Annotated in this window: 13 protein-coding genes; 9 read left to right on the forward strand and 4 right to left on the reverse strand. The window is 66.6% G+C overall.

Annotated features, from left to right (window positions below):
- Positions 1 to 434 precede the first annotated feature (434 nt).
- The 9 genes from sucC (at position 435) to lpdA (ending at position 10522) form a co-directional block, all read left to right on the forward strand.
- Positions 435 to 1628 (forward strand): ADP-forming succinate--CoA ligase subunit beta, encoded by a 1194-nt coding sequence (gene sucC / locus R2601_RS03180; RefSeq protein WP_007793459.1) that lies wholly within the window; start codon positions 435 to 437, stop codon positions 1626 to 1628.
- An 87-nt stretch (positions 1629 to 1715) separates the two neighbouring features.
- Entirely contained in the window at positions 1716 to 2066 is a 351-nt protein-coding gene (locus tag R2601_RS03185; protein ID WP_007793462.1) for a hypothetical protein, read from the forward strand.
- Positions 2067 to 2211: 145 nt separating this feature from the next.
- Entirely contained in the window at positions 2212 to 3096 is an 885-nt protein-coding gene (gene sucD, locus R2601_RS03190; RefSeq protein WP_007793465.1) for a succinate--CoA ligase subunit alpha, read from the forward strand.
- A gap of 193 nt (positions 3097 to 3289) precedes the next feature.
- A complete protein-coding gene (locus R2601_RS03195; RefSeq protein ID WP_007793468.1) occupies positions 3290 to 6262 on the forward strand; it encodes a 2-oxoglutarate dehydrogenase E1 component in 2973 nt (990 codons plus the stop codon).
- A gap of 4 nt (positions 6263 to 6266) precedes the next feature.
- Positions 6267 to 7805, forward strand: a complete 1539-nt coding sequence (odhB, locus tag R2601_RS03200) for a 2-oxoglutarate dehydrogenase complex dihydrolipoyllysine-residue succinyltransferase (RefSeq protein ID WP_007793471.1) — start codon at positions 6267 to 6269, stop codon at positions 7803 to 7805.
- Positions 7806 to 8005: 200 nt separating this feature from the next.
- Positions 8006 to 8242 carry a hypothetical protein gene (locus R2601_RS03205; protein ID WP_007793476.1) on the forward strand — a complete coding sequence of 79 codons (237 nt, stop codon included), beginning with the start codon at positions 8006 to 8008 and terminating at the stop codon, positions 8240 to 8242.
- A gap of 2 nt (positions 8243 to 8244) precedes the next feature.
- Complete coding sequence (locus R2601_RS03210; protein WP_007793478.1) at positions 8245 to 8637, forward strand: MAPEG family protein; 393 nt, start codon at positions 8245 to 8247, stop codon at positions 8635 to 8637.
- Between the two features lies 1 nt (position 8638).
- Complete coding sequence (locus tag R2601_RS03215; RefSeq protein ID WP_007793481.1) at positions 8639 to 9028, forward strand: MAPEG family protein; 390 nt, start codon at positions 8639 to 8641, stop codon at positions 9026 to 9028.
- Between the two features lie 99 nt (positions 9029 to 9127).
- Positions 9128 to 10522 (forward strand): dihydrolipoyl dehydrogenase, encoded by a 1395-nt coding sequence (lpdA, locus tag R2601_RS03220; RefSeq protein ID WP_007793485.1) that lies wholly within the window; start codon positions 9128 to 9130, stop codon positions 10520 to 10522.
- A gap of 82 nt (positions 10523 to 10604) precedes the next feature.
- On the opposite strand, the gene R2601_RS03225 is transcribed toward lpdA, so the two are convergent.
- The 4 genes from R2601_RS03225 to R2601_RS03240 all read right to left on the reverse strand — a co-directional run.
- Positions 10605 to 11399 (reverse strand): intradiol ring-cleavage dioxygenase, encoded by a 795-nt coding sequence (locus R2601_RS03225; protein WP_083793889.1) that lies wholly within the window; start codon positions 11397 to 11399, stop codon positions 10605 to 10607.
- Between the two features lie 84 nt (positions 11400 to 11483).
- Positions 11484 to 12086: a pyridoxamine 5'-phosphate oxidase family protein gene (locus R2601_RS03230; protein ID WP_007793491.1), complete on the reverse strand. Its 603-nt coding sequence runs from the start codon at positions 12084 to 12086 to the stop codon at positions 11484 to 11486.
- Positions 12073 to 12807 carry a lysophospholipid acyltransferase family protein gene (locus R2601_RS03235; protein ID WP_007793493.1) on the reverse strand — a complete coding sequence of 245 codons (735 nt, stop codon included), beginning with the start codon at positions 12805 to 12807 and terminating at the stop codon, positions 12073 to 12075. Before R2601_RS03235 ends, R2601_RS03230 begins: the two co-directional genes overlap by 14 nt.
- On the reverse strand, positions 12807 to 13340 hold a 534-nt coding region (locus R2601_RS03240), incomplete at its 5' end, for a cell division protein FtsX (RefSeq protein WP_007793495.1). The genes R2601_RS03235 and R2601_RS03240, both read right to left, overlap by 1 nt.

Consider the following 13340-nt stretch of genomic DNA (forward strand, 5'->3'; position numbering starts at 1 on the left):
GCCGCGGCGTCCATCGAGGCCGCCGATCAGCGGAGCTGACGCGCCCCAACAGCGCTCGACGCAGATCACCTCCTCAGGCGCCTCTCCGAGCGAGCCTCGAGGCTCGCGACCCGCCCTTTCCCAACATACCCGACGAGACCGCCCGCGCGCTGCAGCGGGCGCGGCCCGTCGCGGGTCGTGTGGCGCGACGGCCGAGCTGCACTCTCACCAGTGCGGCGTGGACGAGTGATTCACCCAAACAAGCGCGAACCTGCAGGTCGGCGCTAACATCGCAGGCAATCCGGCAACTGTTGTGATCACAGGTCTAAATCGTGTGATCACAAAGGTCGAAAAATGCTCGTAATTGGAGGGGTCGGGCAATATTTCGATTAACGAGCGCCGATATGCATGGCTATACCGGCAGGGAAATCGCAGCAAGACGGGAAGATTCTTTCATGAACATCCATGAATATCAGGCGAAGGCGCTTCTGCGCGACTATGGCTGCCCGGTCTCCGACGGCCGTATCGTGCTGACGGCCAACGACGCCAAGACCGCCGCAGGCGAGCTCGACGGCCCGCTCTGGGTCGTCAAGGCGCAGATCCACGCAGGTGGTCGCGGCAAGGGCTCCTTCAAGGAACACGAAGCCGGTGAAAAAGGCGGTGTCCGCCTCGCCAAGTCGGTCGAGGAAGCCGCCGACGAAGCCAACCGGATGCTCGGCCACACGCTGGTGACCCACCAGACCGGCCCGGCAGGCAAGCAGGTCAACCGCATCTACATCGAGGACGGCTCGGACATCACCTCCGAATTCTACCTCGCGCTGCTGGTCGACCGCGTCACGTCGCGCATCTCGATCGTCTGCTCGACCGAGGGCGGCATGGACATCGAGGAGGTCGCAGCCTCGACCCCCGAGAAGATCCTCTCCTTCTCGATCGATCCGGCGGTCGGCTACCAGGGCTTCCACGGCCGCCGCGTCGCCTTCGCGCTCGGCCTCGAGGGCAAGGCTGTGCGCCAGTGCTCCAACCTGCTCGGCAACCTCTATCGCATGTTCACCGACAAGGACATGGAGATGCTGGAGATCAACCCGCTGATCCTGACCACCGAGGGCGAGATCAAGTGCCTCGACTGCAAGGCCGGCTTCGACTCCAACGCGCTCTACCGTCACCCCGACATCGTCGGCCTGCGTGACGAGACCGAGGAAGACCCCAAGGAACTCGCGGCCTCGCAGCACGACCTCAACTACATCGCCCTCGACGGCGAGATCGGCTGCATGGTGAACGGCGCGGGCCTCGCCATGGCGACCATGGACATCATTAAGCTCTACGGCGGCGAGCCGGCCAACTTCCTCGACGTGGGTGGCGGCGCGACCAAGGAGAAGGTGACCGAGGCGTTCAAGATCATCACCTCGGACGACAACGTCAAAGGCATCCTCGTGAACATCTTCGGCGGCATCATGCGCTGCGACGTCATCGCCGAAGGCGTGATCGCCGCGGTGAAGGAAGTCGGCCTGCAGGTTCCGCTGGTGGTGCGCCTCGAGGGCACCAACGTGGATCTCGGCAAGAAGATCATCAACGAGTCCGGTCTCGACGTGATCGCCGCCGACAACCTCAGCGACGGTGCCGAGAAGATCGTGAAAGCGGTCAAGGGCTGAGCCTGATGCGGTCGATGCAGCATATCGCGCTTTTCGCGGAACACTCCGCGGGCCTGGCGGGTTGCCTCCCGAAAGGAGAGTCCCGTCATGTCGATCAAGCTGCCCGGCCGCACCAATCTGCCCACCCTGTCCAACAAGGCGCTTCCCGCCAGTCGCGACCGGCTGATGCCGGTGGCCTATGCCGGCGGTCTGCTGGCAGTCGGCGCGGCGCTGTTGATTGCCAAGCCCCGCTTCGGACACGTGCCGCCGCCCAATCGCATGGGCGACGGACCGCGTCGCAGCCGTCTGCGCCGTGCGGCGCAGCGCGGCCGGGACGGGGTGCAGGCCTTCGCGCCCACCAACGTGACGGATTCGCTCGGTCGCTCGCTGATCCTCGGGGGCGTCGCGCTCCTGTTGGCGCGGGTGCTGGACGAGGTCGCGGGACGCGACGGGCAGTAACGCCTCACCTTCTCACGTCTGAGCATTCCGGACAGTGCGCGCCCGAGGGCTGCGCGCTGTCTTGTCGTGTCATCGGCCCGCATCTCGCGGCGCCGTCTCAAAACATGCGCCGCGCGCTCGCGGCCCAATAAGGAGAACGCCACCAATGGCAGTCCTCGTCGACGAAAACACCAAAGTCATCTGTCAGGGCTTCACCGGCTCGCAGGGCACCTTCCACTCCGAGCAGGCCATCGCCTACGGCACCAAGATGGTCGGCGGCGTGACCCCCGGCAAGGGCGGTCAGGAGCACCTCGGCCTGCCGGTCTTCAACTCGGTCCACGAAGCCGTGCACAAGACCGAGGCCAACGCCTCGGTGATCTACGTGCCGCCGCCCTTCGCCGCCGACTCCATCCTCGAGGCGATCGACGCCGAGATCGAGCTCATCATCTGCATCACCGAGGGCATCCCGGTGCTCGACATGATGAAGGTGAAGCGCGCCCTGATCGACAGCAAGTCGCGCCTGATCGGCCCGAACTGCCCCGGTGTCATCACCCCCGACGCCTGCAAGATCGGCATCATGCCCGGCCACATCCACAAGCGTGGCAAGGTCGGCGTCGTGTCGCGTTCGGGCACCCTGACCTATGAAGCCGTGAAGCAGACCACCGACCTCGGCCTCGGCCAGTCCTCGGCCGTGGGCATCGGTGGCGACCCGATCAAGGGCACCGAGCACATCGACGTGCTCGACATGTTCCTGGACGATCCGGAAACCGAATCCATCATCATGATCGGCGAGATCGGTGGCTCGGCGGAAGAAGAAGCCGCAGAGTTCCTCAAGGAGCAGAAGAAGAAAGGCCGCTGGAAGCCGACCGCTGGCTTCATCGCCGGCCGCACCGCCCCTCCGGGCCGCCGCATGGGCCACGCCGGCGCCATCGTCGCCGGTGGCAAGGGCGACGCAGAGTCCAAGATCGAGGCCATGAAGTCGGCCGGCATCGTGGTCGCGGACAGCCCCGCCACCCTCGGCGAAGCCGTCGTCAAGGCGATGGAAGCCTGAGGAAATATCTTCGCCCCGGGCTTGCGTCCGGGGCGACCGGCACAAATGTCGGTCATCAGCAACGCGTGGTCCGGGTTTTGCCCGGGACGCGCCATTGAAAAGCCAAGCAGATTGGCTGAGCATCACGACAGGCGCCGGGCGGTCCGGCCTCTTTCCTGCTGCTACAGCGATCGGTCAGAAAGGAAGACGCGCGATGACGGATCAGAGTCCCAACGACCAGTTCCACGCCTCCAGCTTCATGCAGGGCGCGAACGCGGAGTACCTCGAACAGATGTACGCCCGCTACGCCAACGACCCCAACGCGGTGGATGCCGCCTGGGCGGAGTTCTTCAGCGCCCTCGGCGATGACGAGACCAGCGTGAAGGCCGAGGCCCAGGGCGCCTCCTGGCACCGGGCCGACTGGCCGCCGACCCCGGATGACGATGTCACCGCGGCGCTGACCGGCGAATGGCCGATGCCGATGGCCCCCGCAGAAGCCAAGGGCGCCGGCAAGAAGATCGCCGACAAAGCCTCCGAGAAGGGCGTCAGCCTGACCGACGATCAGGTCAAGCGCGCCGTGCTCGACTCGATCCGCGCGCTGATGATCATCCGCGCCCACCGCATCCGCGGCCACCTCGCCGCCGATCTCGATCCGCTGGGCCTGCACGGTCGCGACCCGCATCCCGAGCTCGACCCCAAGGCCTACGGCTTCACCGACGCCGACATGGACCGGCCGATCTTCATCGACAACGTTCTGGGCCTCCAGATCGCGTCGCTGCGCGAGATCATGGGCGTGCTCAAGCGCACCTATTGCGGCACCTTCGCGCTGCAGTACATGCACATCTCCGACCCCGAGCAGTCCTCCTGGCTGAAGGAGCGCATCGAGGGCTACGGGAAAGAAGTGAAGTTCACCCGTGAAGGGCGCCGCGCCATCCTCAACAAGATGGTCGAGGCAGAGGGCTTCGAGAAGTTCCTGCACGTCAAGTACATGGGCACCAAGCGCTTCGGCCTCGACGGCGGCGAAAGCCTGATCCCGGCGATGGAGCAGATCATCAAGCGCGGCGGCAACCTCGGCATCAAGGAAGTCGTGGTCGGCATGCCCCACCGCGGCCGCCTGTCGGTGCTCGCCAACGTGATGAACAAGCCCTACCGCGCGATCTTCAACGAATTCCAGGGCGGCAGCTTCAAGCCCGAGGATGTCGACGGCTCCGGCGACGTGAAATACCACCTCGGCGCCTCCTCGGACCGCGAGTTCGACGGCAACGAGGTGCACCTGTCGCTGACCGCCAACCCCTCGCACCTCGAGGCGGTGAACCCGGTGGTTCTGGGCAAGGTCCGCGCCAAGCAGGACCAGCTCGGCGATGTCGAGCGTACGCAGGTGCTTCCGGTGCTGCTGCACGGTGACGCGGCCTTTGCCGGTCAGGGCGTCGTGGCCGAGTGCTTCGCTCTGTCGGGCCTGCGCGGTCACCGCACCGGCGGCACCATCCACATCGTGGTGAACAACCAGATCGGCTTCACCACCGCGCCGCACTTCTCGCGCTCCTCGCCCTACCCCACCGACAACGCACTGGTGGTCGAGGCGCCGATCTTCCACGTCAACGGTGACGACCCCGAGGCCGTGGTGCACGCCGCCAAGGTGGCCACCGAGTTCCGCCAGAAGTTCGGCAAGGACGTGGTCATCGACATGTTCTGCTACCGCCGGTTCGGTCACAACGAGGGCGACGAGCCCATGTTCACCAACCCGGTGATGTACAAGCAGATCAAGAAGCAAAAGACGACGCTGACGCTCTACACCGAGCGGCTCGTCAAGGACGGCCTGATCCCCGAGGGCGAAATCGAGGACATGAAGGCGGCGTTCCAGGCCCACCTCAACGAGGAGTTCGAGGCCGGCAAGACCTTCAAGCCGAACAAGGCCGACTGGCTCGATGGCCGCTGGTCGCATCTCGACAAGCAGAAAGAGGGCAACTACCAGCGCGGCGAGACCGCGATCAAGCCCGAGACGCTGGAAGAGATCGGCAAGGGCCTGACCACGGTCCCCGAGGGCTTCCCGCTGCACAAGACCGTCGGACGCTTCCTCGATCACCGCAAGAAGATGTTCGAGAACGGCGCCGGCTTCGACTGGGCGACCGCCGAGAGCATGGCCTTCGGCTCTCTTCTCACCGAGGGCTACCCGGTGCGCCTGTCCGGTCAGGACAGCACCCGCGGCACCTTCTCGCAGCGCCATTCCGGCCTGATCAACCAGGACGACGAAGAGCGCTACTACCCGCTCAACAACATCCGCGAAGGCCAGGCCCGCTACGAGGTGATCGACAGCGCGCTCTCGGAATATGCGGTCTGCGGCTTCGAGTACGGCTATTCGCTGGCCGAGCCCAACTCGCTGGTGCTGTGGGAAGCGCAGTTCGGCGATTTCGCCAACGGCGCCCAGATCATGTTCGACCAGTTCGTGAGCTCCGGTGAATCGAAGTGGCTGCGCATGTCGGGCCTCGTCTGCCTGCTGCCGCATGGCTACGAGGGCCAGGGCCCTGAGCACAGCTCGGCGCGTCTCGAGCGCTTCCTCCAGATGTGCGGTCAGGACAACTGGATCGTCGCCAACTGCTCGACTCCGGCGAACTACTTCCACATCCTGCGCCGTCAGCTGCACCGCAGCTACCGCAAGCCGCTGATCATGATGACGCCGAAATCGCTTCTGCGTCACAAGCTGGCCGTGTCCAACGCCGAGGATTTCGTCACCGGTTCGAGCTTCCACCGCGTGCTCTGGGACGATGCCGAGAAGGGCCATTCGGAAACAACCCTGAAGCCCGATGCCGAGATCAAGCGCGTCGTGATGTGCTCGGGCAAGGTCTATTACGACCTGCTCGAGGAGCGCGATGCCCGCGGCCTCGACGACGTCTACATCCTGCGCATCGAGCAGTTCTATCCCTTCCCGGCGCTGAGCCTCGTGAAGGAGCTGGAACGCTTCAAGGGCGCCGAGATGATCTGGTGCCAGGAAGAGCCCAAGAACCAGGGCGCCTGGACCTTCATCGAGCCCAACATCGAATGGGTGCTGGGGCGCATCGACGCCACCCACAAGCGGCCGGTCTACGTGGGCCGCGCCACCTCGGCCTCGCCCGCCACGGGTCTGGCCAGCCAGCACAAGGCACAACAAGAAGCGCTCGTGAACGAGGCGCTGACCATCGAAGGGAATTGAGACTATGACGACCGAAGTGCGCGTCCCCACGCTCGGGGAATCCGTGACCGAGGCAACGGTGGCCACCTGGTTCAAGAAGCCTGGCGACAGCGTTGACGTGGACGAGATGCTCTGCGAGCTGGAAACCGACAAGGTGACCGTCGAGGTCCCCTCGCCGGTGGCCGGTGTGCTCGAGGACATCGTCGCCAATGAAGGCGATACCGTCGGCGTCGATGCGCTTCTCGCCAACATCGCCCCCGCGGGCGAGGCCGGCTCGACCACCGTCGAGGAACGCCCCTCCGCCGCCAAGTCCTCCTCCGAAGAGGCGCCGGCCTCCGGCGGTGACGCCCCGGTCGACGTGATGGTCCCGACCCTGGGCGAGTCCGTCTCCGAGGCCACCGTCTCGACCTGGTTCAAGAAGGTCGGCGACAGCGTCGAGCAGGACGAGATGCTCTGCGAACTCGAGACCGACAAGGTCTCGGTCGAAGTGCCCGCCCCGGCCTCCGGCACCCTGACCGAGATCCTCGCCGAGGAAGGCGCCACCGTCGAAGCCGGCGGCAAGCTCGCAGTCATGTCCGGCGGTGCCGGTGGTGCTGCCAAGGGCGCCGTCGAAGCCCCGGCGCCGAGCTCCGCCTCTGCCGCCGAGCCCACCACCTCGGGCCGCGGCGATGTCGAGGATGCGCCGTCGGCCAAGAAGGCGATGGCCGAGGCCGGTCTCGACCCGAAGGACGTCAAGGGCACCGGCAAGGACGGCCGCGTCATGAAGGAAGACGTCTCGGCCGCGATCGCCGCCGCCAAGTCGGCCCCGGCCGCCTCCTCCGCCCCGGCCCAGCCGCAGCGCGCGCCGAGCCCGGCCGAGGATGCCGCCCGCGAAGAGCGCGTCAAGATGACCCGCCTGCGCCAGACCATCGCCCGCCGCCTGAAGGACGCTCAGAACACCGCCGCCATGCTCACCACCTACAACGAGGTGGACATGACCGAGACGATGGCGCTGCGGAAGCAGTACAAGGACCTGTTCGAGAAGAAGCACGGCGTGCGTCTCGGCTTCATGTCCTTCTTCACCAAGGCCTGCGTGCACGCGCTGAAGGAAGTCCCCGAGGTCAACGCCGAGATCGACGGCAACGAGGTGGTCTACAAGAACTTCGTTCACATGGGCATCGCCGCGGGCACCCCGCAGGGTCTCGTTGTGCCGGTTCTGCGCGACGTCCACGAGAAGTCCTTCGCCGAGATCGAAGGCGAGATCGCCGAGAAGGGCAAGCGCGCCCGTGACGGCAAGCTCTCGATGGCCGAGATGCAGGGCGGCACGTTCACCATCTCCAACGGGGGTGTCTACGGCTCGCTGATGTCCTCGCCGATCCTCAACCCGCCGCAGTCGGGCATCCTCGGCATGCACAAGATCCAGGACCGCCCGATGGTCGTCAACGGCGAGATCAAGATCCGCCCGATGATGTACCTCGCGCTGAGCTACGATCACCGCATCGTCGACGGCAAGGGCGCCGTGACCTTCCTCGTACGCGTCAAGGAAGCGCTCGAGGATCCGCGTCGCCTGCTGATGGATCTCTGATCCCGATCCCCGGGCGGGCCCGTCCCGCCCGGGATCCCCTTTCGGAGAGGGTTCATGCAGCGCAGCCCCGCGACCAGATCGACCACGCGCCCGACGGCCTGCGCCAGAGCCGCCTCCGCCCCCCGATGCCTCGCCGGCATCTGCCGCCGCGCTAGCTTCAAGATTCCGTCCAAGATGACCTTACAAACGGAGACCTGAGCATGGCCACGCAGCTTCTTCTTCACTTCCCCGGCTTCGATGAAGCCCAGTTCGACAGCGATGCCGAGAACCGCGCCAATGCCGGTCTTACCCTGCTGCAGCGCTGGACCGAGGAAAGCGGCCCCGGCCATTGGCTGCTGTTTTCCGTCAACGACCTGCCCAAGGCCAAGGCCTGGCTCGAGAAGAGCTCGGCACTCGGCCACGGCCCCGCCGCCTCGCATGTCCTGAGGACCGCCTGAGCATGAGCCCCGAACTTGCCGCCCTCGCCGCAACCGCCTTCATCCAGCTCGCCGCGGTGCTCTGGTCGCAACGCGCGCTCGAGGCCGATATCGGCCATGACGGCAACACCGGCACCCGCGAGGGGCTCGACGACCGCCTCTCCGAGCACACCAAGCGCCTGCGCCGGGCGCTGGCCAACCACACCGAGAATATCGGCCTGTTCATCATCGCCGTGGTGCTGGTCGAATTCACGGCCAGCAACGGCTGGATCACCGGGCTCGCCGCCTGGATCTTCGTCGCGGCCCGCGCCCTCTACCTGCCCGCCTACGCCTTCGGCTGGGTGCCGTGGCGCTCGGTGATCTTCATGGCGGGTTTTCTCTCCTGTTTCGTCATGATCATCGCGAGCGTCTTCTGACATGACCCCCGAGCTCACCGCCCTCGTCCTCGCCGCGCTTCTGCAGATCGCCCAGTTCGCCCTGTTTTCGGTGCTGGCCCAGCGACAGGTCGGCCCGAAATACGCCGCCTCGCCGCGCGACACGCCACGCCAGCTTACCGGCTATGCCGGCCGCGCCCAGCGTGCCATGAACAACCATTTCGAAGGGCTGATCCTCTTCACCATAGCGGTGGTCGCCGTCACCTATGCCGACCAGACCTCGGCGCTCACCCTGCTCTGCGCGCTGGCCTATCTCGGCGCCCGCCTGCTCTACATCCCCGCCTATCTCTTCGGCTGGGCGCCCTGGCGCTCGCTGATTTGGGTGGTGGGGCTCGTTGCGACTGCCGTCATGCTCGTGGCGGCGCTCTTCTGATGAGGCCTCTTCTGGCCTGAAATATCCCGGGGTGAATGCGGCGCAGCCGCAGAGGGGCAGCGCCCCTCCCCGCCTAGACGACAAGGAAAGGACTACCACATGGCACAATACGACGTCATCGTCATCGGCGCGGGTCCCGGCGGCTACGTTGCCGCCATCCGCTGCGCCCAGCTCGGCCTCAAGACCGCCTGTGTCGAGGGCCGCGAGACCCTCGGCGGCACCTGCCTGAACGTGGGCTGCATCCCCTCCAAGGCGCTGCTGCATGCCAGCCACCAGCTGCACGAGGCGGAAGAGAACTTCGCCAAGATGGGCCTCAAGGGCAAGGCGCCCTCGGTCGACTGGAAGCAGATGCTGTCCTACAAGGACGACGTCATCGGCCAGAACACCGGCGGCATCGAGTTCCTCTTCAAGAAGAACAAGATCGACTGGCTCAAGGGATGGGGTTCGATCCCCGAGGCTGGCAAGGTCAAGGTCGGTGACGAGGTTCACGAGGCCAAGAACATCATCATCGCCTCGGGCTCCGCGCCCGCTTCGGTGCCCGGCGCAGAGGTCGAGATCGATGAGAAGGTCGTGGTCACCTCCACCGGTGCGCTCGAACTGCCGAAGATCCCCAAGAAGATGGTGGTGATCGGCGCCGGCGTGATCGGCCTCGAGATGGGCTCGGTCTACAAGCGCCTCGGCTCCGAGGTCACCGTGATCGAGTTCCTCGACACCATCACGCCCACGATGGACACGGAGGTGCAGCGTAACTTCAAGAAGATGCTGACCAAGCAGGGCCTCGAGTTCACTCTCGGTGCGGCGGTCTCCAAGGTCGAGACCAAGGGCGGCAAGGCCAAGGTCACCTACAAGCTGCGCAAGGATGACAGCGAGCACAGCGTGGATGCGGACGTGGTGCTCGTCGCCACCGGTCGCAAGCCCTACACCGAGGGTCTGGGGCTCGACGCGCTCGGCATCGAGACCACCAAGGGCGGCCAGATCAAGACCGACAGCCACTGGGCGACCAGCGTCAAGGGTGTCTACGCCATCGGCGACGCCATCGAGGGCCCGATGCTGGCCCACAAGGCCGAGGACGAGGGCATGGCCTGCGCCGAGGTCATCGCCGGCAAGCATGGTCACGTAAACTACAACGTGATCCCGAGCGTGATCTACACCCACCCCGAGGTCGCCTCGGTCGGCGCCACCGAGCAGGAGCTCAAGGACGCCGGCAAGGCCTACAAGGTTGGCAAGTTCTCCTTCATGGGCAACGGCCGCGCCAAGGCCGTGTTCGCCGGCGACGGCTTCGTCAAGCTGCTGGCGGACAAGGAAACCGACCGCATCCTCGGCTGCCACATCATCGGCCCGGCGGCCGGCGACCTGATCCACGAGGTCTGCGTGGCGATGGAATACGGCGGCTCGGCCGAGGACCTGGCGCTGACCTGCCACGCCCACCCGACCTTCTCGGAAGCGGTGCGCGAGGCAGCGCTGGCCTGCGGCGACGGCGCCATCCACGCCTGATCCGACCCACCGGTCGAAACGGAAAGGCCCCCGCAGCGTTCTGCGGGGGCCTTTTTCGTGGCATCTCTGCGCAGCTGCCGGCTCAGCCGTCGCGCCCGGGGATGAAGACCTCGCTCGCGCCACCGCGCGACGGGCGCTGCGTGGCGCGCTCGGGGCCTCCGCCCTGCGGGTCGATCCCCACCACCAGCGCCGCATCATAGCGCGCCTGCTGCTCCCGGATCGCCGCGAAGGCGCCCTCCCCCGCCTGCTGCGCGATGCCGTCATTGCCGTTCATCGTATCGCGCTCCGCCGAGCGGTCGTTGTAGGGCGGCACCGCGAGGTAGAGATACTGGCTCAGCGCGTCGGGGAAGAAGATCTGGCTGGTGAGCACCGTGCTCTCGTCGAGAAACACCTTGTAGTGGATGTGGGTCGTGCGCCCGCGATACCAGCCGGGATACATCGTGTCGAAACTGACCAGACCGTTCTCGTCAGAGATCTGGGTGCCGCGCAGGAAGGTTTCGCCGCTGGTGTCGTTGGTGCCGTCGCTGCCCTGCCTCGCGTAGCCCGAGTAGTTGCCCTGCGCATCGCAATGCCAGATATCGACCCGCGCCTCGGGCACCGGCCGGCAATCCGCCGTCACCACCTGCATCTGAAGCCGCAGCGGCACGCCCTCGCGCCCTTCTGTGATGTCGGCGCGCAGCAGTCGTTCGTCGACGTAGTACGGCCCCTCGGTGACCTCGGGCAGCACCATGCAGACATTCGGTGTCAGCAGCCCCGCCGCGCTTGCCTGTGCCCGCGCCTTGCTCGGGAACACCCCGACGCCGGTCGCCACGACCGGAGAGGCGGCGAAACCGGCGAGCATGGCACGGCGGGTGGGGCGAGGGGTATCGGCGGACATGGAAACTCCTGAATTATGAAACTCAGAAGTTCAACGTGGCCGCCCCCAGTCTCCGTTCCCGGGTTCCCAAAATAATTTGCGCACTCACCAAAGCGTGTTCCGCGCCCGCTCCGGGTACTCACGCTCCCACGCGCCGGCCTCGATCTCGCCGCTGGTCATCTCGTCGAGGATCTCTCCAAGGCTTGGCGTCGCGGCGCTGTCGTCGCGGCCCCAGAGGCCGGAGCGCAGCAGCGCCTTCGGGCATTGCGCATAGACCTCGGCGATCTCGATCACCGCCACCGTGGCCGGCAACATCGACTTGCGTCGGAAGCGCTCGCGCAGCGCCGCGTCATCGGTGAGCCACGCGGTACCGTTGACGCGCACCACCACGTTGTCGCCGGGCACCATGAACATCAGCGAGATACGCCCGTCCGAGACGATGTTGCGCAGGCTGTCGAGCCGGTTGTTGCCGCGCCAGTCCGGCAGCGCCAGTGTGCCGGGATCGAGCTCGAGCACCACCGGGCCGTCATCGCCACGCGGCGTGCCGTCGGTGCCATCGGGGCCGACGGTCGAGATCACGCAGAAGCGCGCGGCCTCGATCCAGCGCCGGTAGGCCGGGGTCAGCCGCTGCGCCACCTTGCGCAGCGCCGCGTCCGAGGGTGTACCGTAGAGCGCCTCGAGCTCGGCGCTGTCCTCAATCCTGCGCATGCGGCACCGCCTCCTGGTGCAGCGCCTCGCTGGCGGTCTCGACCTCCTGCTCGAGCCGGGCGAGGAAGGCGTGCTTCGAGAGCCCCGGCTCGATCACCGGCAGGAACTCGACCACGGCAGTGCCGGGCTTGCGGTAGATGCCCTTGCGCGGCCAGAACAGGCCCACATTGGTGGCCGCCGGCACGCAGGGCTGGCCGGACTGCTGGTAGAGCAGCGCCGCGCCGACCTTGTAGGGCGCCTTGACGCCCGGGGCGACGCGGGTGCCCTGCGGGTAGATGATCAACTGGCCGGGCTCGATGGCGCCGCGATCCACGTCCTTGAGCATCTGCGAGATCGCCGCACCACGCTTGCCGCGATTGACCGGCACGCAGCCGATGCGCATGGCATATTGCCCCAGCACCGGGGCCCAGAGCAGCTCGCGCTTCATGATGAACTTGCCCGCCGGGACGGCGCCGAAGATCAGGATGATGTCGAGGAAGCTCTGGTGCTTCGAGGCGATGATCACCTCGCCTTGCGGCGGCGTGCCACGGACCTCGGTCTTCAGGCCGACCATCCAGCCTGCACTCCAGCGCACCCAGCGGCACCACGTGAGACAGGCGGCGCGTGCGCCCTTGCGCGACAGCATCGCCCACGGGAAGAACAAGATGCCGATCACCGCCATCCCGCCATAGATCGCCACCAGAAACACCAGCGAGCGCAGCCATTGCAGCGCGTATGCCATCAACTCAATCCTCCAAGAACGCGGCGCGCGGCCACCGCCGTCGCGGCAAAGGCCACCACTGCCGCGAGCAGCGGCACCAGCGCCGGAATGCCCCAGTGCCAGCCGCGGAAACTCAGGCCGGTCAGGAAACCGGCGGTTTCGCCGCCGCTGGGCAACAGGGCCACGGCGCCGACACCAAGCACCGTGCCAACCGCTGCGCCACTGAGCGCCCGCAGGGTGAAGCGGCGCACGAAGGCGCGCGCGATATAGGCGTCGGTCGCGCCCACGAGGCGCAGCACCGCGATGACCTGCGCATTGGCCGAGAGCGCCGCGTTGGCGGCCAGCGTCACCATGGCACCGACCGCCGCCGCGATGAGAAGCCCCGAGACCCAGCCCAGCATCTTCAGTCGCGCCGCCGCCGCCACCAAGGGCTTGCGCCAGCGGGCGTGATCGTCCAGCACCGCGCCAGGCACCTCGGCCTGTAGCCGCAGGCGCAACCCGGCGGCGTCGTAGCCCTGCGAGGTTTCGGTCACCTCGATGAGCTGCGGCACGGG

Source organism: Salipiger bermudensis HTCC2601, from assembly GCF_000153725.1.
In the GTDB taxonomy this organism is placed as follows: domain Bacteria; phylum Pseudomonadota; class Alphaproteobacteria; order Rhodobacterales; family Rhodobacteraceae; genus Salipiger; species Salipiger bermudensis.